Origin of the sequence: Microbacterium flavescens, assembly GCF_018588945.1 — a bacterium.
GTDB lineage: Bacteria > Actinomycetota > Actinomycetes > Actinomycetales > Microbacteriaceae > Microbacterium > Microbacterium flavescens.
In genome coordinates this window covers 192146-216504 of record NZ_JAFIWA010000005.1, presented here as the reverse complement: position 1 = coordinate 216504, position 24359 = coordinate 192146, and the positions used below count along the sequence as shown (strand labels likewise).

Here is a 24359-nt window from a genome sequence, read left to right as displayed (position 1 = left end):
TGCGTCACACCACGAGCAGGGAGGCGATCGCGACGAGCACGGCCGCGACGCCGGCCAGCGCCATGGCCCACCGGATGCAGCGGTACTTGCGCTGCACGACCGCCGAGAGCACGAACAGCTGCTGGTAGGTTCGCTCCGGCTCGGGAATCGCGTGTTCGGCCATCGCCGCCATGAGCGCACGGTGCGACCGGTAGCCGCGCACGTGTGCCCAGAAGGCGATGACGCCGTCGGCCGGCGCAGGAGTGAGCCGCGGCCAGACGGCCAGCGCCGCCGCGGCCACCGACGCGATGGCGGCCACGGCGCCCGCGATCCACATGACGAGCCCGGCTGAGGAGAGCGTCTCGGTCGTCCAGTCGCCGCCCAGCAGCCCGCTGAGGACGATCGTGAACGCGATTCCCAGGCTGCCGATCAGGAGCGACGCCTTCTCGTCGGCGTGGGCGATCTCGGAGGTCACCTCGTCGAGCATCCTCGCCGCGAGGGCGTCGGCCGCGGCATCCGTCGATCCCGTCTCGGCGCCCGCCATCACTTGATCCCGAAGGTGAACGTGAACGACGTGCCGTCGGCCAGGTTCACCCGGTAGGTGTACTTCTGGCCGCCCTTCAGCGTCGCCGACCCGATCGTGCCGACCCACAGTCCCGTGAGCTTCACGTACACCGGCTTCACGGTCGGCAGCAGCAGCGGCAGCTCGTTGACCCGGGTGCCCTTGTTCGGCATCGCCGTCGCCGAGACCTGCGTGACGCTCGTGACGGATCCCTTGGCGGTCACGAGGCGCCCGACCGTGTCGCACAGCCGGAACATCACCGGAACGGCCGAGATGCGGGCGAACACGCTCGATCCGTCGGGGTTCACGGGCTGCATGACCACGCGGCTGCCCAGGCGGCAGGAGGGCGACGGCGCGATCACCGTATACGCGACCGTGACGGCGGTGCTGTTGCCGGCGACGTCCGTCGCCCGGCAGGTCAGCGTCTTCGCACCGGCCGTGGCGGTCGCGGGCTGATCGCACGACTGGGTCGAGATCCCCGATCCGGTGTCGGTGGCGACCGGGACGGCGGTGGCGGTGCCGCCGACGGCGACGGGGTCAGGAGAGACCGACGGTGCGAGCGACGGCGCGGTCGCATCGCGCCGGACCGTGATGCCGGCGGTCGCCTCACGGCCCAGCTCGTCGGTGACGCTGCGCTCGACCACCGTGCCGTCGGTGTCGGCCGAGACGGTGACGGGGCCAGGGCACACCACGCCGATGCCGGTGCACGTGAACGACACGACGACGTCCGCTCGCGCCCAGGTGCCCTCGTCGTAGGTCTCGCCGTCCGTCGTCGCCCAGACCGCGATGGTCGGGAGAGCGACGTCCTCGCCGACGCGGATCTCGCCGACGGCCGCATGACCGTCGGTGCTGCCGTCGTTCGGGATGGCCTCCACCCGGATCAGGTCGCCCGTCACCGCGACGCCGCCGAGGGGGAGAGAGGAGGTGACCGCGCCCTCGATCAGGATGCCGTTGCGGTACCACCGGTAACTGAGGCTCACGACGTCACCGTCGGCGTCGGCACCGGTCGCCTCGGCATGCAGGGTCGACGAGGGCGACGCGTCCTTCTCGAGGAAGCGGACCGTCGCGGTGGGCGCGGTGTTCTCCGGGGTCACGGTCAGGCCGAATGCGGACGGCTCGCTGCACACGACTCCGCCGGCGCGGCACACCCGCAGCTCGGCGGTGAAGGCTCCCGGAGTATCCGCGACGACGTCGAGCGTGGCACGCTGCACGCCGTCGGAACCGGTCGCGAGCGTGAGAGGACCGGAGCGGATCATGTCGCCGTTCGGGCGGAGCAGGCGGTAGCGCCCGGTGAGCGCGTCGCCGGGTTCGACGTCCTCGACGACGAGGCTGCGCACCACGCGCTCGCCCGCGGTGACGGCGAGGTCGTCGCCGCCCTCCGCCAGCGTCGGGCTCGCCGCGTCCGCAGCCGGGAGCCGGCCGCGATCGCTGTCGGTGGTCACGTTGCCCGCGGAGTCGACGACCTGCAGGATCCACCGGAACGGCCCGTCGATCCCCGCGGGGCGCTGAGCGCGCCATTCCTCGCCGGACGGCGTGAGCTCGACCGGGATCCACTCCTGCGCCGTGCCGTCTCCGCCGTCGTCCTGCGCATCCTGGACGAGCAGCACGACGCGCGAGATCGCGCCTCCGCCCGGGTCGTACGCCGAGACCGAGAACGGCCAGCCGACGTCGCGGGTCGTGATCACGGGGCCGGTGACGTCGGTCGTGTCCTGGCTGTAGAGCACCGCCACATCCATCGAGGTGAAGGTCTCGATCCGTCCGGCGCCGTTGGCAGGAGCCTGCACGCTCGCGGGGGTCACCACCAGGAGGCCTACAGGCCCTGACGGCGTGTCCTGCGAGGTGACGTTCGCGAAGGTCGACGGGAACGCGACATCCTGCTTCGTCATCGAGGCGGCCTCGACGCCGATCAGCGGGTCGGCTACGAGCGGATGGACGTCCGACGTGTACTCCGACGCGAGGCCGGTGATCAGCGCGCCCTTGGCGACCTTGCCGCCCTCGTCCGACAGTGGAACCTGCATCACGGTCTTGGGCAGGGCCGGCTGGCCGGCGACGGTGAGGGGCGCTTCGTCCCCCACGGTGAAGTACGTCCGAGCGGGCTCCGAGCCGTCGCTGCCGTCCGGGTCGACGGAGCGTGCGGTCAGGGCGGGGGTGAGTGTCAGCGAGGCGCTGGCGAGTCCGTCACCCTCGTCGACGATCGTCAGGCCCTCGGCGACGGCCGGCAGCGGCGGAGCCTTCTTGGCGGTCTCGTCGCCGGCGAACCCGTACATCGGCACGCCATAGTAGACGGCCTGCATGAGGACCTTCTCGTCGTAGCCCGAGTACGTCCCGACCTGGCCGAGATACGACTGCTTGGCGTACATGAGCGCCTCGCCCGCCGTCACGCGCCGGTCGTCGGTCTCCACGCCGATCCAGTCGGCGTACGCGGCGAGCAGACGCTCGCTCAAGGCGGTGGTGACGCTGTTCGCCAGACCGAACCCGGTGTTCCCGACGTATCCGGCCGACTCGGCGAAGACGTCCGCCCAGTCCGTCACGTCGCCGTAGTACGACGTCGGCAGGTTGGTGCCCGCGTGGCATCCGATCATGAACACGAGTGAATCCTCGAGCCGGGATGCCTCAGGCAGCAGCTCGTCGGCCGACATGAGGTCGGTGCCCTCCGGCGCCCCTTGCGCCGCATCCTCCACGCCCGGGAGCAGGTTCCGCTCATCGGCATGCGTGTTGAGCGACACGATCCGCGGAGCGTCGTCCGAAGGGGGGAGCAGGCGGTCCAGCGCGTCGGCCTCGGTCCAGGGCTCCTGCAGCGGCGCACCCTGGCCGGACAGCCGCCACGTCAGGTTGGCTTCGACCAGCTCGGGAAGCTCGGCCCAGGCGCCATAGCCGCCCGTCAGCGACGTGTCCGCCTCGAGCAGGCCGGTGAGCGATCCACGGTAGCGGTCGAGCTGCGCCACGATCTGCTCGGGCGTGTCGACGAGCCGCCCGAGGGCGACCGTCGGCACGTACAGATAGCCGCCGAGCGACTGGTACGCATCGGCCAGCCCGTAGGGGTCGTCCGTGAGGATGTAGTCGCCCGCGGCCGCCGCCGACAGGGGCGTCGCGCACGGATCGGGGAGTCCGCCCGAGACCTCGGGGCACGGCGAACCGTCGGGCAGCTCGTCGAGGCGCAGGTCGGCGGCGTGTCCGCTCTCGTTGAACTGGGCGGTGTTCTGGGCGACCGGCGCGAACGGGATGACGTCGTCGCCGCCGACCACCACGACGCTGCGCACCTCCGCGCCGCTCGAGTCGACCACCGACTGCACGTAGCGGTTGATCGCGGCCGCGAGGGCTCGACGGGCGGGCATCGAGCAGGGGTTCTGGTCGGCGATCGCGCGCGCCTCCTGCACGGCCGGGTCGGCATCGACCGTGACGAGAGCGCCGTCCACGCCGATCTCGTTCAGGTCGCTCCAGGCGTCGACCAGACGCAGCTCGTTCTCGACGGCATCGGCGCCCTCCTTGCCGTACAGCTGGCGCATGCGGGTGACGTCGGTCAGGTAGAGGGTGTTCGTCTCGGCGCTGACGCCCATCACGTCGTCGATCAGCGGCGGCGGCCATTCGGGATCGAGGGGGACCGCCGGCTCGAAGGGGAGGCAGGACTGCTCGGGTGCCTCGTCTTCGTACGCGGCCCGCAGCGAGTAGAGCTGGCGCCCCGCCTCACCGGTTCCGCTCGTCACGCGGACGAGCCAGCGCTCGCCGCCGTCGACGGCCGCCGAGCCCGCCTCGACCGTCGCGGTGCCGTCGCCGCCGACCGAAGCCTGGTCGACGAGCACATGGTCGGCCGCCGCGGCTGACGCGTCGGCGCCCGATTCCGCAGGGGACGAGGCGGCGCCCGAGTTCTGCTCGACGACGACGGTCCCCTGTGGTCGGCCCGGGCCCTCGACGCCGAGCGGGGTGGTCGTCGGGGTCGGCTTGAACAGGGCGAGCGCGAGCTGGCCGTCAGCGGCGTTCGTGGAGACCACCAGCCGCTTGCCTGCCGGAGGCGGATCGACGAGGAACCAGTCCTCGTCGTCGGCCGGGCCGAACACGCGCTCGTTGCTCTCCTCGTCGTACTCGATGTTGAATGGCGCGACCCACTCGTAGTACACGCTTCCGGGGCTCAGGACGATCCCGCCGCCTGCCTCCGTGGTCATCGTCCACTCGCCCTCGGGGGTGCGGTTGTTCACCTCCGAGTCGTAGTAGGTGTAGTCGTCGGCGGCCGGCATGAACAGGAACGCCTCGGCGCCGGCCTCGCCGCTCGTCAGCGTCGCTCGCGATTGCCACGAGCCGGGTCGGCGCACCTCCGTGAAGTCGACCGTGATCTCCCGTACGGTGCCTCCGACCGTGTCGGGCAGGGGGAAGGTGAGCATCGACCCGTCTTCGAGCACCGGGCCTGTGTAGGGAGTTTCCTCGAACTGGCTGAACGAGGGTCCGGATCCGCCGCTTCTGATCGCCCGCGCCCGGGTCGCCCCGGGGAGCTCGATCGTCGCGGTCGGAGCCGTGAACGTGGTGGGCTCACCGGGACCGGGGTCGAAGGTGAACTGATACTGCAGGAAGGATCCGCACCGCTCGGTGCCGTTGCACCATCTCGGCTGCGACTGCTCCGTCGTGGCGCCGGCCGGGATGACCGCCGGATCGATCTGCTCCCACGGGTAGTCGGCGCTCTCGAGCAGCGACAGCAGGATCGTCCCGAGCGTCACCTGATCGGGCGCCCCGGCGGCGAGGTCGGCGGTCGTCGCGGACGGCCGGATGTCTCCCGCGTTCTCGGCGAGGGTGCCCGTCCGGACGCCGCCGAAGATGGCCACCTGAGCCGAGGTGCTCAGCTCGGAGACATCGAGGTCTCCGAGGGGCGTGCCCGCGAACTGCAGGCCGGGGGTGCCGTCGGATGCGGGAGTGAGCGGGATGCTGTCCAGCAGCGTGTCTTCGATCGGGAGCGTGTTCGCGATGACGGCATCGACGCCCGAGCTGTCGATCGCCAGACCGCCGGCGTCGAGTTCGGCCAGCGTCGTCTCGTCGTCGAGGGTGACAGCGAGCCCCTGCGCATCGGCGACCGCCTGCCACCGCTGCAGCGGGTCTGCGGCATCCCCGGCGATCTCGACGTGGGCCAGCCGCGCGCCGCCCAGCACCATGGAGGCCAGCGACAGCGACTCGATGCCGCTTCCCTCGAGTCCCACGTCACTCAGCGTGAGGCTCTGGATGCGCTCGGCGGCGCGTCGCTCCTCCGCGGTTCCGCCCGCGCCGGCGAGCAGCTCGTTCGCCCACGTGAGCACATCGGACAGAAGGATGCTCTGACTCAGATCGCCGGCGAAATCCGTGGCGGCGAGGAGCTCGCTCCAGCCGCCCGGGATGTCGAGTCGGTAGATCGGGAGCCGGTAGATCGGGAGGCGATAGATCGGCAGCCGGTAGATGGGGGCGTCGGCCACCTCGAGGCGGTAGATGGGGGAGTCGCCGATCATCAGCCGGTAGATCGGGAGACGGTAGATCGGCAGCCGGTAGATGGGTAGCCGGTAGATGGGCAGCCGGTAGATCGGTGCGTTCGCCAGGGCGGCGGCGTAGTCGGAGACCGCCGACGCGGGTATGTCCGAGACCTCGACGCTCGTGATGAACCCCATCGTCGAGAGCTGGCCCATCGTCTCCGACACCGACAGACCGTCGTGCTCGTGCGTGTCGACGGCGGTGACCTCCGCTTGGGCGGCGCTCATCTGGCTCGGGCCGCCGAGCGCGACGGTGCGCCCGCTCGCGGAGATGCTCGGCGCGTCTCCTGGGCCGATCTCGACGGCCGACGTGCTGCCGTGCTCTCCGACGCAGTCGAGGTCGTCAGGATCCGCGTCGAGCCAGCCGACGGTCGAGAGCCGGATCACCGGCTGGGTCAGGGCGTCCGGGTCGGTGTCGTTCGGCTGGAGGGGCTGAGTCGTCGCGTAGGCGACCGCCGACCCGTCGGCCGAGATCGCCGGCGCCCGCACATCGCCCACGGTGCGCTTGACCGCGAGCGTGCCCAGCCCGGTCACGTAGACCCGGCTGAACGGGTCGAGGGTGCCGGCCACCGCCGCCGGTGCCCCGCCGCAGTCGTCGGCGATCGCCGCGAACTCCTTGCCGGTCGAACCGAGGTCGCCGTCGTGAGCGCCCTCGAGGAGGGTGATGTAGCGGAAGTCCGCCGCGCGCGGGAAGCGGAAGAGGCGCGGCGTGTCGGTGGCCTGCTGACTCGAGCCGGGATCGTCCACGAAAGCGGTGACGACGATGTACTCGCCGTTTCCGCTGATGGCGGGCTCGCTCATGCCGCCGGGGACGCTCGTCCCAGGGAACAGCCGGCGCACCGACGGCGCTTGGTGGACGCCGTCGCCGTCGGGGTCGAAATCCGCGACGAAGACGTCGGGAGCGGCGTTGGTGTCCTCGGCCCACAGGTTGGTGGCCTCCGACTCGAACACGACGTACCGGCCGTCGTCCGACATGTCGGGCTCGTACGAGTTGCCGTCCGGTTCGACGCCGGCATCCACGCGCAGGGTGCTTCCCGTGACCACATCGTGGACGTAGACGTTCGACCGCCCCGGCGCGCCGCCGCCGGGTACCAGGTTGGTCGCGCGGCTGACGAACGCGACGTAGCGCCCGTCCGCGCTCGCCACGGGGTCGAAGCTGGTGTCGTCTGCGGGTTCATCCGGCAGCGATGCGTCCGGCCGGCTCACGAGCTGCGGCGAGCCGGAGAACGGATCGCTGGAGCCCTGGATCGCGGTCGCGAGGAAGATGTTCGACGTCGCCGGCCGGGTGCCTTCGGCGAGATCGCTCGCCGTCGAGGCATAGGCGACTTTCTGCCCGTCGGGCGTGATGTACGGCGAGCCCGAGACGCCCTGGTCGGTGCGCGAGACGAGGTACACGTCGGCCTGCGCCGGAAGCGGCGTCACGTCCGCCGCGGCGGGGGCCGCGGGGAGGCTCACCAGGCCGGCCGCCACGAGCCCGGCCGCAGCCAGCACCCCGACGGACCTGCGCGGGGTGCGACGCGGCGACGGGACGACGGTCATGACTGCTCGGATTCGTGTGCGGGCTGAGGGGTCGTCGCGTCGCCGGAGGCGACGAGACCGGTGACGTCGGTGACACCGAGCTCGCCGAGGATAGTATCCGCCTCCGCGCGGAGAAGCGCACCCTCGGGGCCGCTCCACCCGGCCAGTTCGGCGAGGCTGAGGGCCCGGTCGTACATCATCGGGCCGGCCGCGTCGGCCGCCGCCCGCGCGAGCTCGCGCGCGCCGCCCTCATCGCCGTCGGACGCCGCGAGACGAGCACGCGCCCGCAGCACGAGGCTCGCGGCGCGGCCGGCGAGTGGAAGCGACTCGAGCTCCGCCACGAGTTCACGGGCGCGCACGGTGTCGCCGGCGTCGAGCAGGGCGTGGATCCGGCGTGCACGGGCGTCGAGCGCGGCGTCGGTCTCGTCGAGCGCCGCGAACCCGCGCGCTGCCGTCTCGAAGGCCTCGGCCGCGGCATCCGGCTGTCCGGAGCGCAGCAGCGCGCGTCCTTGGAAGCCGGTCGCGAACGCCACCAGGTACGGGTTGTCGGAGCCCTCGAAGACGCGCCGGGAGGCCTTGAGCAGCGGCAGCGCATCGTCGACACGGCCCTGGTCGATGAGGATCTCGGCGGCGTTGGCGGCCTCGATGGCGGCGCCCACGACGTCGCCGCCGCGCTCGGCCGCGTCCTGTGCCTGGGCATACAGGCCGGCCGCGGTCGTCCAGGCGCCCCGATAGTAGGCGCGCGCACCCAGGATGTTGAGCACCTTCGACCGCGAGAGTTCGTCGCCGATCCGGTCGTAGAGGTCGAGCGCCCGCTGCAGGTGCGTCATGGCGGCGTCGCCGTCGAGCTCGCCCGCGGCGATGTCGTGATAGCGGAACGCGTCGGCGAGCACGCGTCGCTCGTCGTCGGTGGCCGCCGCGCCGTCGAGGAGGTCCATCGCCTCGCGGGCGAGCAGCTGCGCGTCGGCCCATCTCGCCTGCCGCAGCCGGAGGCCGGCCTCCGTCACCGACAGGCTCGCGAGCAGTGCGCGCCCGTCGTCTCCCGCACGCGTGGCGCTGCGGCGGGCGGTGCGGACGGCCGTTGCGGCGTCGGCCGCGCGCCCGAGGATGTTGAGCGCGTACGCGCGGTCCTGATCGATGCGGGCCCGCTCGAGGGCGTCCTTCGCCAAGGCGCGGGCGCGGTCGAGCGCCTCGAGACCCTCACCGGCGCGACCGCTCGCGACGGCGGTGCGTGCGAGGCCTCGCCACAGGGCGGCGAGCTCGGGCGGATGCGGCCGCGTGCGTGCGGCGGCCCCGACGGCCACGCGATAGGCCGCGACGGCATCCTCGACCGCGAACGCCGTCTCGGCGGCCTGGGCCGTGGCCCACGCCGCGCGCCAGGCGCGTGCGAGGTCGCCCGCTGCCTCGTAGTGCATGGCGAGCATGGGCTCGACCGGCCCGGCTGCCAGCTCGGGCTCGATCTCGAGTGCGGCGGCGATCGCCCGGTGCAGCTCCCGCCGGGTCTGGAAGTTGAGCTGCTCGTACGCGACCTCGCGGAACAGCGGGCTGCGGAAGCGCACCGAGTCCTCGAGACGCTCGAGGAACCCCGAGACCCCCTCCGATTCGGCGAGCTCGGCCGGACCGACCCAGCGCACGAAGAGGCCGAGGGGCACGCCCCACCCCAGCACCGCCGACCGCCGCACCACGGCGCGCTCCTGCTCGGCGAGGGCGTCGATGCGCTCGCCGACGAGCTGCTCGATGCCGAGCGTGTCGCTGCCAGAGGCGAAGGCAGCCGCGAGCTCGGTCAGGTAGAGCGGGTTACCCTCGGCGCGCGACACGATCGGCGCGAGGTCGGCGGGCAGGAGCGTGCGCCCCACGAGGGATTCGACGAGATCGGATGCCGCGTCCTGCGCGAGCCCGCTGAGCTCGATCGTGCGCCCGGAGAGCTGCAGGCCGCCCTCGGCCTCGCGACGGGCGACGATCACCGCGTGGCCGATGTCGCCCGAGAACACGTGGGCGAGCGCGGCGGCGGACGCCTCGTCGACCCAGTGGGCGTCGTCGATCAGCACCAGGGCGGGCGCCGGCAGGAGGTCTTCGAGGAGGCGGCCGAGCACGGCGTGCGCCCGCTCCTGGCGGAACGCGTCGTCGAGCGCGTCGACGGCGGGCGTCGACGCGACCTCGGCGCCGGCGAGCGGGGCGAGCAGGGGCACCCACATCGACATCGCGGGACGCAGTCGCGCGACCGCGTCGGCGAGCTCTGCTCCGGCGACGTCGGCGGGCGCCTCGGGCGCGATGCCGAGCAGCGGACGCAGCAGCGACTGCAGCGTTCGGTACGCCGCTCCCGCGAACCGGTCGCCGCTCAGCCGCAGGACGGGCAGCGGACTGCCCTCGGCCGCCGCGGCCAGCAGGCGTGACTTGCCGACCCCGGCACCGCCGGTGACCGTGAGGGATCCGCCGAAGCCCGTGGCCGCGGCATCCCGCAGCGTCAGCAGCTGTGCGAGCTCGGCGTCACGTCCCAGGAACGGCACGTCGCCGATCACGCCGTCGGCGCTCCGGCCGGCCGAGGTCACGACGGCCACGGGGATCGGGTCCGACTTGCCCTTGACGGTGATCTCGCCGCCGTCCGCGGCATCGAAGGCGACGGCCGAGCGCTCGAGTGCCGAGCGGGTCACGAGCACCGTGCCCGGTTCGGCGCGAGACGTCAGTCGTGCGGCGAGATTGGTGGAGTCGCCCATCACGGTGAACGTCTGGCGGTTCATGGCGCCCACGAAGCCGGAGAACACCCTGCCCGAGGTCACGCCCGCGCGCAGGGTCAGGCCGCTCCCGGATGCGACGATCCGCTGCACGGCGGTCAGCAGGCGGCCCTCGGGATCTTCGATGGAAGTGGGGGAGCCGGCGGTGAGGAAGTAGCGGTAGCCGCCGATGGCCGGGTCCACGTCGAGGAGCGTCGCACCGGTGTCGGCGAGCGCGGCCTCCACCGTGGCGGTAACGGCGTCGACGCGGTCCAGGTCGGCGTCGTCGAGCTCGGGCGGGAGCCCGCCGACCTGCACGAAGCCGATGGCGGCCCAGCGGTGATCGGGCTCGGCGCTGAGGAGGTCGGGGCGCTGGCGGAAGACCCTGGGCAGGAAGCGCTCGCCGCCGGCGCCTCCGGAGGAGGTGAGCGCGAGCAGCGAGTGGGACGGGACCGTGCCCGCCCGCAGCAGGCGGAACGCCCCCTCGACCTCTTCATCGGGCGCGGTCTGCTTCGGGGGGAGCGCCGCCGCCGTCTCGCCGCTGACGAGGATGCGACCCGCCGGCGCCGCACCTTGAAGCTCGAGGACGCGATCGGTCGCCGCGCCGGCCAGCACCACGCTCACGGAGTCGGCGCCCGTGAGGAGGAGCTCGAACACTCCGGAGTGCACGCCCACCGACATCCGCAGTCGCGCGCGGGCGGCGGGCAGATGGACGTCGCCGATCGCGGCGAGCACGCGATTCATGTTCCAGGCGGCGTGCGCGGCGTGCTTGGCGTGGTCGTCGCCGCGGAAGAGGACGAACAGCGCGTCGCCCGCGAACTTGAGGATGTCACCGCCGTCGTCGGTCGAGGGGAGGAGCACGGTGAAGATGCGCGACAGCGTCGCGATGAGCTGCTCGGTCCCCTCGCGCCCCGCGGCGGCGAGCTGCTCGGACAGGGTCGTGAAGCCCGAGATGTCGATGAGCACGGCGGTGCCGTCCACGCTCAGTCGACGGCCCGTCGGCCCGCCGTGCTCTACGAGCAGACGGGGCACGAGGTCAGACGCCGCCACGCGAGCTGCCATGCGACCCGCTCCCCAGAGAACCCCAAGCGACACGAGCCCCCCAATGGACGGGTGTCGTACTGGTGTCACTATCTCACTGCACACGGGGTCAGCGCTATGGGGCCGCCGGACGCGGCAGACCGAGAGCCGAGGCATCCCACCGCCGCTAGCGTTGAGGGATGGTCAACTATCGGTATCTCGGCAACAGCGGTCTCAAGGTCTCGGAGATCACCTACGGCAACTGGGTGACGCACGGCTCGCAGGTCGACGACTCCGCGGCGATCGAGACGGTGCACGCCGCACTCGACGCCGGGATCACGACGTTCGACACCGCCGACGTGTACGCCAACACCGCGGCGGAGACGGTGCTCGGCAAGGCCCTGGCCGGTCAGCGCCGGGAGTCGCTCGAGATCTTCACGAAGGTCTACTTCCCGACCGGCCCGCGCGGCGCCAATGACACCGGGCTCAGCCGCAAGCACATGATGGAGTCGATCAACGGATCGCTCACGCGCCTCGGCACCGACTACGTCGACCTCTACCAGGCGCATCGCTATGACTACGAGACGCCCCTCGAGGAGACGTTCCAGGCGTTCGCCGACATCGTGCGCCAGGGCAAGGCGCTGTACATCGGCGTCTCGGAGTGGACCGCGGAGCAGCTGCGCGCGGGTCACGCGCTCGCCCAGAGCCACGGCATCCAGCTCATCTCCAACCAGCCGCAGTACTCGATGCTCTGGCGTGTGATCGAGGGCAAGATCGTGCCGACGTCGGAGGAACTGGGCATCTCGCAGATCGTCTGGTCGCCGATGGCCCAGGGCGTGCTCTCGGGCAAGTACCTGCCCGGGCAGCCGGTGCCCGAGGGGTCGCGGGCCACCGACGAGAAGAGCGGCGCGAACTTCATCAAGAGCTTCCTCCGCGCGGAGGTGCTCGAGGCCGTGCAGCGGCTCAAGCCGATCGCCGCCGAGGCCGGGCTCACGATGCCGCAGCTCGCGATCGCCTGGGTGCTGCAGAACAAGAACGTCGCCGCAGCGTTGGTCGGGGCATCGCGTCCCGAGCAGCTCGCCGACACCGTGAAGGCCTCCGGCGTCGTGCTCGACGCCGACGCGATGGCCGCGATCGACACCGCCCTGCGCGGCGCCGTGTATGACGACCCGGAGGACACCTACACGCTCTCCCCCAAGACGCGCATCGTCTAGGCGAGCGAGCGAGCGAAGCGAACGAAACGCCATGGTGACCACGAGCGCCGGCATCCTCCTCTACCGGCTCGGCGCCGATCCCGAGGTGCTCATCGCGCACATGGGAGGGCCGTACTGGGCGGCGAAGGACGCCGGCGCCTGGTCGATCCCGAAGGGCGAGTTCGACGAGGGCGACGAGCCCGCGCTCGACGCCGCGCGGCGCGAGTTCCGCGAAGAGCTGGGCATCGACCCGCCGGAGGGGCCGTTCGCCGAGCTCGGCACGTTCCCGTATTCGTCGGGCAAGCGCGTGACGGTGTTCGTCGCCGACGGCGAGGGGCTGTCGCTGGACGAGCTGGACTTCGGCGAGTTCGACCTCGAGTGGCCGCCCCGGTCGGGGAAGACGGTGTCGTTCCCGGAGGTCGACAGAGTGGAGTGGATGCCGCTGCCCGAGGCGCGCGAGAAGCTCGTGAAGGGCCAGCGCCCCGCACTCGACGCGCTCGAGGAGCACCTCGCCGAAGCCGGCGCCTGAGCTGAACGGACCCCGTGGGAAGGGTCAGCGGCCGTTCTTCGGGGCGGCGGAGACGTCGATGGGGTCGTGTGCTCCGAGCGACGACCACGCGCTCGCGACGCCCTTCGCCGCGTGCTCGGACGCGCGCACGGCGCGCTCGTCGGCCCAGGCGTTGAGCACGTGCCCGGAGTGGCCGCGCACATGCTCGAGGACCACGTCGGGAAGGCCGGCCGCCCGGCGGGCGTCACGGGCGGTGATGAGCTGCTCGAGCAGGTCGATGTTCTTCGTCGGCGCTCCCGTCGACGTCTTCCATCCGCGGCGCCGGTGGCCGTCCATCCACTTGGTGTAGGTGTCGATGGCGTACTTCGAGTCGGCCTGCACGACGAGGTTCTCCACGTCGGGGTGGTCTTCGATGGCCTTGAGCAGCCCCATCAGCTCGCCGATGTTGTTGGTGCCCACGGGAATCGATCCGGCCGCCCACTGGCCGTCCTCACCGACCCAGGCCCAGCCCGCCGGTCCGGGATTGCCCTTGCAGGCTCCGTCGGTGGCCACGATGTAGCGGGGGGAGTCGGTCACTCGGGCAAGGCTACCCGCGGTCGGCGCGCCACTCGTCCACGAGCCGAGGCATCCGCTCGGTGAGATAGCGCAGGAAGTCGGCGATCTCCCGCGCCCGCGCGACCGAGATCGGGGCGCCGGCGTTCTCGTCGGCGATGCGGTCCAGCTGCGTCGCCAGCGCCGCATAGAGAGGAGAGCTCGACGTGATCATGCCGCCCCACGCGTCGTCCACGAGGTCGTAGCGGTCGCGACGGTCTCCCGGGCGGGAGATGCGCTGGATCAGTCGCATCGAGATGAGATAGCGGACGGCACCCGAGACAGCGGCGGCCGACACCCCGAGGCGATCGGCCAGCTCGGCGGCGGTGTACCCCTCGTCGGGCGAGCCGACCAGGGCCATCATGACCCGGGCCGGCATGCGCGCCATCCCCGCGGCGGCGAGCATGGCGGCAGCCTGCTCGGCCGCCTCGACACCCGGATGCGCTGCGCTGGCGTGTGCGTCCCCCATCGGATCCTCCCGTCTCGAACCTATCCTCCCGGCGCGAGCTCCCTGTTGCGCATCAGCAGGACGGATGCCGCGGCCCCGGCCAGCGCGGCGACCGTCAGCCACACAGCGCCGTTCGGGTCGATGCCGTCGCCGTCGGGCAGCGGCACAGCCGCGAACGGCGAGAGAGCCACGATGTCCTCGTCGACGCCGAAGATCGTGCCGAACAGCGCGAGGCACGCCGCCACGAGGACGATCCCCCAGCTCAGCGGGATCGTCAGCCTCGGCACGAGGGCGAAGACCAGGGCGGTGAGCACGGTGAAGACGGCGGCGGCCAGGGCTTGGCCGGCGCCCACCACCACGGCGTCCCCGAGCAGCGAGCCGTCCCCCTCGGTCGCGACCAGGGCGATGCCCGCCCCCGCCACTGCGGCGGCGGTGATGACCACGATGCCGACGAGGGCGACGAGCAGGAACGCGCCGAGCCACCGCCCGCGGGCCAGGGGGGCTGCGAGCACCGGCTCGGCCGTGCCGTGCGTCTCCTCTTGACGCGCGCGCTGCACCGTCTGCACCCCGAAGCACGCCGCCAGCACACCCACCATGACGAAGAGCGTCACGAGCAGCCCCTGGTCCATCGATCCCTCGGCGGCCAGTCGCTCGAGGATCGCCTGCACCGCCGCATTGCCGGTGCCGACCTCCTCGACGACGGCGGACAGCGAGGTGGAGAGGGCGCCCACCACGGCGGCGCCGAGCGCCCAGGCGACCAGTGATCCCGCGCTCAGCTTCCACACCAGCCCGACGGGGCCTGACAGCAGCGGTCCGGCGTGCGGCGCGGCGCGGCGCGCAGCGAGCACCCCCGACCCGACGTCCCGTGCGGCCTGCAAGGCGAGCGCGATGCCGGCCAGAACGAGGCTGACGGCCACTGCGAGCAGCAGCGGGCGGACGTCGTCGTCGGCGAAGGGCCGGCTGTTCTCGGCCCACACGAAAGGTGAGACCCACGCCAGACCGCTGCTCGTCATGCGCGTGAGCGTGTCGTCGGGCGAGCCCAGCGCGTTCCCGACGCCCCCGACGATGAAGGTCGCCACCAGCAGCGAGACGGTGAGCGAGTTGGCTGCCCGAGCGCTGTAGAAGAGCTGGGCGGCGACGAGACCCACCGTGAGGAAGACGAGTCCGGTGGCGGCGATCGCCGCGCCGGTGACCAGGCTGCCCGTGACCCCGAGGCCGCTGAGCGTCAGCCCGAGTGCTCCAGCGACGCCCACGAGGATGCAGGCGATGATGCCGTGCACGAGGGTGGCGGCGAAGGGCACCCCACGCCCCGCGGGCGTGGCGGCCACCAGGTCGGCTCGGCCCGACTCCTCGTCGGCCCGCGTATGGCGGACGGCGAGGAATGCCGCCATGAGCGCCGCGAGCATCGCCAGGAAGGGCAGCACCAGGAACACGATGAACGCGCCTTCGTCCGGGCCCGACGGCAGTCCGCGGAACAGCAGGATGACGGGGTTCGCCACGGCCAGCGAGAGCAGCGATGTGCGCTCCTCGAGGCTGCCGAAGTTCTCGGTGACGCCCACGCTCGAGCCGTAGGCCAGCAGCAGCACGGCCAGGGTCCAGATGGACACCTGCACCGCGTCGCGCCGCGCCCGCAGCCGGAGGAGCGCGCCGAAACCGCTCACCTGGCGTCCTCGAGCTCGCCGCCGGAGACCTGCTCGCTTGCAAACCCCGGACGCGCGACGGTTCCGAGCTCGTCGCCGTAGTGGCGGAGGAACAGCTCCTCGAGGGACGGCGGCGCGATGCGCAGACCCGCAGCGTTTCGCCGGCCCAGTTCGGGAAGAGCGGATGCCACGGCCGCACTCTCGATCGTGAATCGAACCCGCCCGTCCTCGGCCGAGATGTCGTTCGCACCGGCGATGCCGGCCGCGGCCGAGGCATCCGCTCCCTCGAACGAGATCTCGGTGCGCGTGAGGTGGCGGAGCTCGGCGAGGGTGCCGGACTCGACGATCCGCCCCGCGCGGATGATCGAGACGCGATCGCACAGCTGCTCGACCTCGGACAGGATGTGGCTCGACAGGAGCACGGTCGCCCCGGCGGCGCGCACGCGGGCGACCTCGCGGCGGAACATCACGTCCATGAGCGGATCGAGCCCGCTCGTGGGCTCGTCGAAGATGTAGAGCTCGGCCGGCACGGCGAAGGCGGCGATGAGGGCGACCTTCTGCCGGTTGCCCTTCGAGTAGGCGCGGCCCTTCTTGCGCGGGTCGAACTGGAAGGCCTCGACCAGGCGCTCGCGCTCCGCGCGGTACGCCGCGTCGCGCCGTGTCGCGCCGCGCAGCCGGGCCATGAGGTCGATCGCCTCGCCCCCGGAGAGGTTGGGCCACACGCTCACGTCGCCCGGCACGTAGGCGATGCGTCGATGCAGACGCACGGCGTCGCGCCACGGGTCGGCACCGAACACCGTCGCTTCTCCGCCCGTCGCCCGGGCGAGTCCGAGCAGGATTCGGATCGTGGTGGACTTGCCGGCGCCGTTGGGGCCGAGGAAGCCGTGGACCTGTCCCTCGTCGACGTGGAGATCGAGGCCGTCGAGGGCGTGGACGCGACCGTAGTGCTTGGTGAGACCGCTCGTGCGGATGACATTGGCCATGCCGGGAAAGCTACACCCATTTCATGATTTTGTGAATCTTGGTGCGACTGCGTCGAGACGCGGGGTGCTCTATGTATACGAATAGGGCAGGGATGCGGCATCCGTTCGCCCTTCGATCGGTTTATGTATACACTGGGTCGCGTTGTCAACGAGGAGGTGCGATCGATGCGAGCCAGTGATCGGGCCTACGCGACGCTCCTCGACGAGATCCAGGACGGCGCGCTGCCGCCCGGGACCGTGCTCGGGGAGGTCGAGCAGGCCGCCCGGCTGGGCGTCAGCCGCACCCCGCTGCGCGAAGCCCTCGGGCGTCTGGCCGCCGACGGGCTCGTCGTCCAGCAGTCCCCGCGCGTGACGGTGGTCACAGCCATCGACGCCGGCGACATCCGCGAGATCTTCGAGGTGCGTCGCGCACTCGAGGAGTCCGCCGCCCGGCTCGCTGCGGAGCGGGGGGATGCCGCGGCCTTCGCCGATCTGGCGCTCGAGTTCGCGCGCACCGACGTCGCCGGCCCGGCCGGTCTCGACGCGTACTACGCACTCATCGGGCGGTTCGATCGACGCCTCGACGAATCGGTCGCGAACGACTACCTCACCGCGGCCCTGCGCACCGTCCGCACCCACCTCGTGCGGGTGCGGCGTCTCGCCCGCGACAACCCCGACCGTCTCGCGGCCTCCGCCGCCGAGCACCGCCTGATCGCCTCGGCGATCGCCGCGCGCGACGCCGACCTGGCGGCGCACGCGACGCACGTGCACCTGCACAACGCGCTCACGAACATCCTCGAGTCACTGAAGTTAGGACGATCATGACCGTCACCCACCACCTCCGCGTCCACCGGAGCGACGAGAACCTCGCGCGCGAGGGTCAGCTGGCCTGGCACATCGCCGAGGTCGCCGCCGATCCCGTCGAGGTCGAGCCCGATGTCGTCGACATGATCATCAACCGCGTGATCGACAACGCCGCCGTGGCCGCGGCATCCCTCACCCGTGCGCCCGTCAGCGCCGCACGCCAGCAGGCGCTCGACCACGCCGTGTCGGTCGGCGGCAACGGCGCGACCGTGTTCGGCTGCGCGCTCGACCGCCGCACCAGCCCGGAGTGGGCGGCGTGGGCCAACGGGGTCGCGGTGCGCGAGCTCGACTACCACGACACCTTCCTGGCGGCGGACTACTCGCACCCGGGTGACAACATCCCGCCGATCCTCGCCGTCGCGCAGCACGTCGGCGCCGACGGGGCAGCGCTCGTGCGCGGCCTCGCGACGGGCTACGAGATCCAGATCGACCTCGTGCGCGCCATCTGCCTCCACAAGCACAAGATCGACCACGTCGCCCACCTCGGACCGTCCGCGGCGGCCGGCATCGGCACGCTCCTCGGCCTCGACGTCGAGACGATCTACCAGGCCGTCGGCCAGGCTCTGCACACGACCACGGCCACGCGCCAGTCCCGCAAGGGCGAGATCTCGACGTGGAAGGCGCACGCCCCCGCGTTCGCCGGGAAGATGGCGGTCGAGGCCGTCGACCGCGCGATGCGCGGCGAGACCTCGCCGAGCCCCATCTACGAAGGCGAGGACGGCGTCGTCGCATGGATGCTCGATGGGCCGGACGCCTCGTACGACGTGCCGCTCCCGGCCGCCGGCGAGCCGAAGCGCGGCATCCTCGACTCCTACACCAAGGAGCACTCGGCCGAGTACCAGGCGCAGGCCTGGATCGACCTGGCCCGTCGCCTCCACGGCGAGCGTCCGGAACTCGTCGACCCGGCCAACATCGAGTCGATCGTGCTGCACACGTCGCACCACACGCACTACGTGATCGGCTCGGGGGCCAACGACCCGCAGAAGTACGACCCGAAGGCGTCGCGCGAGACGCTCGACCACTCGATCCCGTACATCTTCGCGGTCGCGCTGCAGGACGGCGGCTGGCACCACGTCGACTCGTACGCCCCCGAGCGTGCGGGACGCGAGGACACCGTCGCGCTGTGGCAGAAGATCACCACCGCCGAGGACGCCGAGTGGACCCGCCGCTACCACTCGGAGGACCCGAACGAGAAGGCGTTCGGCGGTCGTGTCGAGATCCGCCTGACCAACGGCGAGACCATCGAGGAGGAGATCGCCGTCGCCGACGCGCATCCCCTGGGCGCGCGTCCGTTCGCCCGCGAGGACTACGTCCGCAAGTTCCGCATCCTCGCGGAGCCGGTGCTGTCCGCCGCCGAGATCGACCGCTTCCTCGAGCTCGCCGAGCGCCTGCCGGAGCTCACGCCCGACGAGGTGCAGCAGCTCTCGATCGTCGCCGAGTTCGGCGTGCTGGCCGCGGCGCCCGCGCCCAAGGGGCTGTTCTGATGCGCGTCGGGTCGGTGAATCTCCGGTCGTTGAGCGAGCAGAATCTCCGGTCGTTGAGCGAGCGAAGCGAGACGAAACGCCCCGAGCCGACGGGGAGCCTCTGATGCTGTACTCCACCGTCCCGGCGCACGAGAAGCGGCGCCTGTTCCGCGAGCGGCTCGCCTCGGGCGAGCTGCTCCGGCTCCCCGGCGCGTTCAACCCCCTGTCCGCTCGACTGATCGAGCGCAAGGGCTTCGAGGGCGTCTACATCTCGGGCGCGGTGCTGTCGGCCGATCTCGGGCTGCCGGACATCGGCCTGACGACGCTCACCGAGGTGGCCGGCCGCGGGCAGCAGATCGCCCGCATGACCGACCTCCCGGCCATCATCGACGCCGACACCGGCTTCGGCGAGCCCATGAACGTCGCGCGCACCATCCAGACGCTCGAGGACGCGGGGCTGGCGGGCACGCACATCGAGGACCAGATCAACCCGAAGCGCTGCGGGCACCTCGACGGCAAGGTCGTCGTCGACGAGGACACCGCGGTGAAGCGCATCCGGGCGGCCGTCGATGCGCGCCGCGACCCGAACTTCCTGATCATGGCCCGCACCGACATCCGCGCGGTGGACGGAATGGATGCCGCGATCGACCGGGCGAAGGCGCTGGTGGATGCCGGAGCCGACGCGATCTTCCCGGAGGCGATGCGCGACCTGGCCGAGTTCGAGGCGATGCGCCAGGCTCTGGATGTGCCGATCCTCGCCAACATGACGGAGTTCGGGAAGAGCGACCTCTTCTCGACCGAGCAGCTGCGCAGCGCCGGCGTCAACATCGTGATCTGGCCGGTCTCACTTCTGCGGATCGCGATGGGCGCGGCATCCCGTGCTCTCGACACGCTGAACGAGGACGGGCAGCTCACGTCCAGACTGGGCGAGATGCAGCACCGCGCCGACCTGTACGACCTCATCGACTACGAGCAGTACAACCACTTCGACCAGGACGTCTTCAACTTCCAGATCGCCCGCTGAGTCACTGACCCGAAGGAGCAGTCATGACTGAACCCGACATCAAGAAGGGCCTTGCCGGCGTCGTCGTCGACTACACGGCGGTCTCGAAGGTCAACCCCGACACGAACTCGCTGCTGTACCGCGGCTACCCGGTGCAGGAGCTCGCGGCGACCCAGTCGTTCGAGTCCGTCGCCTACCTGCTGTGGCACGGCGAGCTGCCGAACGACGTGCAGCTCGCGCAGCTGCGCGCCACCGAGCGCGCGTATCGCCCGCTGCCCGCCGACGTGCGCGCCGCGATCGACCTGGTGCCGATCGACGCGCATCCGATGGACGAGGTGCGCACGGCGGTCAGCCTGATCGGCGCCCGCGACCTCGCCGGCATGGGCTCGGTGCTCGACGCCAGCGGCAGCGCCGACGAGAACCTCGCCCGCAGCGTGCGCCTGTTCGCGGTGCTGCCCGCCATCGTCGCGTACGGCCAGCGCCGCCGTCGCGGCCTGCAGCCGGTGGCGCCGCGCGACGACCTCGACTACGCCGCCAACTTCCTGTGGATGACGTTCGGGGAGGAGGCCGAGGACGTCGTCGTCGACGCGTTCAACCGGTCGATGATCCTCTACGCCGAGCACTCGTTCAACGCCTCGACATTCACCGGCCGTGTCATCGCCTCCACGCTCAGCGACCTCTACTCGGCGGTCGTCGGCGCGATCGGCGCGCTGAAGGGCCCCCTGCACGGCGGTGCCAATGAGGCCGTCCTGCACATCTTCGACGAGATCGGCACCGCCGAGAACGTGGGGCCGTGGCTCGACGAGGCGCTCGCCGAGAAGCGCAAGATCATGGGCTTCGGGCACCGCGTGTACAAGCGCGGCGACTCGCGCGTGCCGACGATGAAGGCGGCGCTCGACACGCTTGTCGAGCACTACGACCGGCCCGAGGTGGCCGCGCTCTACGACGCCCTCGAGTCGGAGTTCGTCAGCCGCAAGGGCATCTACCCCAACCTCGACTACCCGTCCGGGCCGGCGTACAACCTGATCGGCTTCGACACGCTCACCTTCACCCCGCTGTTCGTCGCGGCGCGCGTGACCGGCTGGACCGCGCACATCATGGAGCAGCTCGCGTCCAATGCGCTCATCCGCCCGCTGTCGGCCTACAACGGCCCCGACGAGCGTCACATCGAGGGATACGTCCCCGACGCCGCGGTGCTCGAGGCCGCGGAGCGCGCGGAGGAGGCGGCCGAGTGAGCCTGTGGTTCGGGGACGTCGCCGGCATCGACCTGTCGGCGATGGCTTCGGGCACGCTCATCGAGAACCTCGGCATCGAGATCGTCGAGCTGCGCGACGATGCGCTCGTCGGACGGATGCCGGTGGACCGCCGCACCGTCCAGCCCGCCGGCGTGCTGCACGGGGGAGCGTCGGTGGCACTGGCCGAGACCCTCGCGTCGTGGGCCGGCTTCCTCGCCGTGGATCGCGAGCGGTTCCACGTCGTCGGTCAGGAGATCAACGCGAACCACATCCGGCCGATGTTCTCCGGCTGGGTCACGGCGACCGCGACTCCTGCCGCGATCGGCCGGCGCTCGCACGTCTGGGAGGTGCGCATCGCCGACGACGCGGGGAAGCTCGTCTGCATCTCGCGCTGCACGCTCGCGGTGATCGAGCAGCGCTCGACCTACGGGACCCCGGGCGAGCGGGGCTGATAAGGGCCGCGCTCGGCCGGATACTCCACTAGGGTGTCGCGGGTGAAGCGGATGTGGGTGTTCGTCATTCCCGGGATCCTCCTCGTCGTCGTCGGGGCCGTGTGGGCGCTGCAGGGAATCGGCATGCTCGGCGGTTCCGCGATGACCGGCTCGACGACGTGGGCGGTCATCGGACCGATCGTCGTGGGGGTGGGGCTGGTGCTCATCGTGATCGGCATCGCGCGACGGTCGCGCAGCCGCTGACCGCCTCCTCCACACGGCTGGGAGATCGGGGTTATCCACAGGCTCAAAACATCCTCTGATCTGGGCCTTTGAATGTCGGAACCCCTCGCCAGAATGGGGGTATGACGAACTTCGCCGAGGCCCTCGCGGCGGTCGGCGATGCGCTTGCTGCCTTGTCGTCCGCGGCTCTCGCCGACGACGGATTGCGCACCCGAGATGACAACGAGGTGCTGTCCGTTCTGGCGGCGGCGGGTCGTGTGCAGCGCGGTGTCGAGGCGGTCATGATCGAGGCGGTGGCGCTGGTCCGTGAGCGTGACGAGCAGCGCCCGCACTCCGACCGTGTCACGACCCGCTACGGCTGCCGCAACCTCAGTGAACTGGTCCAGCGGGCGACCCGCGTGTCGGGCCGAGGCGCGACCGCTCTCGCCGCTGCCGCGGGGGCCGTGCGACGGAGCACGGCGTGGGCGACGGGGGAGCTGCTGCCCGCTGAGTTCCCGCGACTGCGAGCGGCGCTCGCGGAGGCCTCCGTGGGCGTGGACGGGGTCGTCGCTGTCGCATGCGCGTTCCGGCGTGCAAGCGCAGGGCGTGCGGGGCTGCTTGCCGCCGATGAAGAGCTCGCCGCCGCAGCCTGCGGACGGGGTGCGGATGCTGCAGGGCCGGCGTCGGCCGACGAGCTGGGTGCCCTCGCGCAGGTGTGGGCGGCCTACCTCGATCCCGATGGGGCGGAGCCGGCCGAGACGCGGGCGATGCGCAAGCGTGGGCTGACCTTCGGGAGGCGTGACGGTGACGGGCTGATTCCGGTGCGGGGCGGCTTGCTGCCCGAGGTCGCCGCGCAACTGCAACTCGGAATCGACAGCGTTCTGAACCCGCGCGTCGACGGCGCTCCGGCGCCTGGTCCGTGCTTCATCGAGACGGACGCCGACTCACACGCGAATGGCCCACGCGAGGACGCCGCCGACCCCCGCACCCCGGCACAGCGACGGCATGACGCCCTGGCGGTGCTCGTGACAGCGGCTGCGGCATCCGGTGAACTGCCCATGCTCGGCGGGGCGGCTCCCACCCTGGTCGTGCACGTGCGTGAGGACGACCTCGCATCGGGGCGCGGGAATGCGCACCTGCCCGGTGACGACGAGCCGATCCCGCTCGCCGCGGCTCGGCACGTCGCGTGCGCGGGTGCGGTGCAGCGGGTCGTGCTCGCCGACAACGGCCGGATCGTGTCGCTCGTGACGCTGGACCGCGTGTTCAACCACCATCAGCGGCGCGCGATCACACTCCGCGACGGCGGATGCCTCGTTCCCGGGTGCGGCGTTCCTCCGCAGTGGTGCGAGGTGCATCACGTGCAGGAATACTCGCGAGGCGGGCCGACCGACATCGACAACGGCGTCCTCTTGTGCTGGTTTCACCATCGCACCATCGACACCGGCGGATGGCAGGTGTGCATGGTCGACGGCGCGCCGTACGTGAAGGGCCCGTATTGGTGGGACGCCGAGGTGAGGTGGCGCCCGGTCACGAAGTCTCCGACCCGGCGGCGGGATCAGATCGCCATGCGCACGTGATCGGACGCGGTTTCGCTGATCGAGTGCGCCGCCGGGCCGCAGCACCGCAGCACGGCCGTGGCCTCGCGGCGATCAGAACGGCGGATCGGTGTAGAGCTCGGTGGAGCAGCCGATCTCGCCGGGTTCCAGCGAGACGCGGCGGAAGCTGGGGAAGGTGACCGCGCCCGTGGAGTCGCGGAGCGCCAGGATGCACTCGAGCTCCGCGGGGATCCCGACCGCCGCGACCACTCCGTCGTCGGCCTCGTCCGTCTCGACGGTCACGTACTCCTCGGGGAATGCCTCGCGCAGAGCCCCGGCCGCATCTGCGGCCGTCGTGTGCCCCACGAGGATCGCCGCCACGCGGTCCTGGTCGGCCTGCGTGAGGTCAGGCCGGGCAGCGGGCTGCGGCCGGGCGGGTGCGGGCCCTTCGGGACACGCGATCTCCGACCGGCGGGCCGGTTCGTACCGGACCCACTCGAGTCGGAAGCAGCGCGTCGCCGAGCCGGCACTCCACGATTTCCCGAAGATCTGCGCCGACGAGTGCGCCTCGACGTCGACATCCACCCTGATGTCGATCGTCGCCTGACTGCCGGCGGACTCTCCTGACCAGGCGAGGGGTTCGACGATCGCCATGCCGGGTTCGGCCGGCGTCGGGCTCTGGGGTATCCACCACGCGATCATTTCCGGGACGGTGATGCGCGGGACGTTCTCGGAGTGCGCGGCGATGTCGTCGGCGATGCGCTCCGCAGCGCGCGCGGCCTGCCAGTCGCCGTCCGCTGACGGCAGTCCCGAGCACCCCGCGACCGTGACGGCGAGTGCAAGTGCGAGGGCGGCGGCTGCCATGCCCCGCAGGGGACCGGTGACGAGGGGCATCGCCAGATTCTGCCCGTGTCACCGTTGATTCCGCGGATCGCTGTGGCATGTCCACAAACTCGAGCGGTCAGCGTCCACCCCGATTGCAACCCGTCCCGCA

The 24359-nt window shown here is 71.5% G+C and carries 17 protein-coding genes; 9 read left to right on the top strand and 8 right to left on the bottom strand.

All coding sequences use genetic code 11. The annotated features are described in order from the left end of the window. Positions 1-4: 4 nt before the first annotated feature. Genes JX005_RS11570 through JX005_RS11560 form a run of 3 tightly spaced genes read right to left on the bottom strand, consistent with a single transcriptional unit; the run spans position 5 to position 11312 of the window. Positions 5-523, bottom strand: coding sequence for a Pycsar system effector family protein (locus JX005_RS11570; protein WP_214467689.1), 519 nt, complete (start codon positions 521-523; stop codon positions 5-7). Beyond that, complete coding sequence (locus tag JX005_RS11565) at positions 523-7560, bottom strand: PD40 domain-containing protein (RefSeq protein WP_214467688.1); 7038 nt, start codon at positions 7558-7560, stop codon at positions 523-525. Before JX005_RS11565 ends, JX005_RS11570 begins: the two co-directional genes overlap by 1 nt. Then, a complete protein-coding gene (locus JX005_RS11560) occupies positions 7557-11312 on the bottom strand; it encodes an AAA and adenylate/guanylate cyclase domain-containing protein (protein ID WP_214467687.1) in 3756 nt (1251 codons plus the stop codon). The genes JX005_RS11565 and JX005_RS11560 overlap by 4 nt, the downstream gene beginning before the upstream one ends. Before the next feature lie 158 nt (positions 11313-11470). Here JX005_RS11560 and JX005_RS11555 point away from each other — a divergent pair, with 158 nt between their 5' ends. Both JX005_RS11555 and JX005_RS11550 read left to right on the top strand, forming a co-directional pair. Beyond that, the gene (locus JX005_RS11555; protein ID WP_214467686.1) at positions 11471-12484 is read left to right on the top strand and encodes an aldo/keto reductase family protein; all 1014 of its coding nucleotides are present in this window, start codon (positions 11471-11473) and stop codon (positions 12482-12484) included. Between the two features lie 31 nt (positions 12485-12515). Continuing rightward, positions 12516-12992, top strand: a complete 477-nt coding sequence (locus tag JX005_RS11550) for an NUDIX hydrolase (protein ID WP_214467685.1) — start codon at positions 12516-12518, stop codon at positions 12990-12992. Between the two features lie 24 nt (positions 12993-13016). On the opposite strand, the gene JX005_RS11545 is transcribed toward JX005_RS11550, so the two are convergent. From JX005_RS11545 to JX005_RS11530, 4 genes are read right to left on the bottom strand one after another with little or no spacing between them, the layout of a single operon-like run. Further along, complete coding sequence (locus tag JX005_RS11545) at positions 13017-13547, bottom strand: ribonuclease H family protein (protein ID WP_214467684.1); 531 nt, start codon at positions 13545-13547, stop codon at positions 13017-13019. Positions 13548-13557: 10 nt separating this feature from the next. Next, the gene (locus tag JX005_RS11540; RefSeq protein ID WP_214467683.1) at positions 13558-14031 is read right to left on the bottom strand and encodes a GbsR/MarR family transcriptional regulator; all 474 of its coding nucleotides are present in this window, start codon (positions 14029-14031) and stop codon (positions 13558-13560) included. 20 nt (positions 14032-14051) lie between these two features. After that, positions 14052-15671, bottom strand: coding sequence for an ABC transporter permease (locus JX005_RS11535; protein WP_214467682.1), 1620 nt, complete (start codon positions 15669-15671; stop codon positions 14052-14054). Next, positions 15668-16633 carry an ABC transporter ATP-binding protein gene (locus JX005_RS11530; RefSeq protein WP_214467681.1) on the bottom strand — a complete coding sequence of 322 codons (966 nt, stop codon included), beginning with the start codon at positions 16631-16633 and terminating at the stop codon, positions 15668-15670. Before JX005_RS11530 ends, JX005_RS11535 begins: the two co-directional genes overlap by 4 nt. Before the next feature lie 165 nt (positions 16634-16798). On the opposite strand from JX005_RS11530, the gene JX005_RS11525 reads away from it, so the two are divergent. From JX005_RS11525 to JX005_RS11495, 7 genes are all read left to right on the top strand, one after another. Beyond that, positions 16799-17437: a GntR family transcriptional regulator gene (locus JX005_RS11525; protein WP_214467680.1), complete on the top strand. Its 639-nt coding sequence runs from the start codon at positions 16799-16801 to the stop codon at positions 17435-17437. Next, complete coding sequence (locus JX005_RS11520) at positions 17434-18960, top strand: MmgE/PrpD family protein (protein WP_214467679.1); 1527 nt, start codon at positions 17434-17436, stop codon at positions 18958-18960. Before JX005_RS11525 ends, JX005_RS11520 begins: the two co-directional genes overlap by 4 nt. Positions 18961-19063: 103 nt before the next feature. After that, a complete protein-coding gene (gene prpB, locus JX005_RS11515; protein WP_214467678.1) occupies positions 19064-19963 on the top strand; it encodes a methylisocitrate lyase in 900 nt (299 codons plus the stop codon). Between the two features lie 23 nt (positions 19964-19986). Next, positions 19987-21177, top strand: a complete 1191-nt coding sequence (locus JX005_RS11510) for a bifunctional 2-methylcitrate synthase/citrate synthase (protein ID WP_214467677.1) — start codon at positions 19987-19989, stop codon at positions 21175-21177. Then, the gene (locus JX005_RS11505) at positions 21174-21629 is read left to right on the top strand and encodes a hotdog fold thioesterase (RefSeq protein ID WP_214467676.1); all 456 of its coding nucleotides are present in this window, start codon (positions 21174-21176) and stop codon (positions 21627-21629) included. The genes JX005_RS11510 and JX005_RS11505 overlap by 4 nt, the downstream gene beginning before the upstream one ends. A 51-nt stretch (positions 21630-21680) precedes the next feature. Beyond that, entirely contained in the window at positions 21681-21872 is a 192-nt protein-coding gene (locus tag JX005_RS11500) for a hypothetical protein (protein ID WP_214467807.1), read from the top strand. 101 nt (positions 21873-21973) lie between these two features. Further along, a complete protein-coding gene (locus JX005_RS11495) occupies positions 21974-23407 on the top strand; it encodes an HNH endonuclease signature motif containing protein (protein WP_214467675.1) in 1434 nt (477 codons plus the stop codon). A 72-nt stretch (positions 23408-23479) separates the two neighbouring features. On the opposite strand, the gene JX005_RS11490 is transcribed toward JX005_RS11495, so the two are convergent. Further along, positions 23480-24259: a hypothetical protein gene (locus tag JX005_RS11490; RefSeq protein WP_214467674.1), complete on the bottom strand. Its 780-nt coding sequence runs from the start codon at positions 24257-24259 to the stop codon at positions 23480-23482. Positions 24260-24359 lie beyond the last annotated feature (100 nt).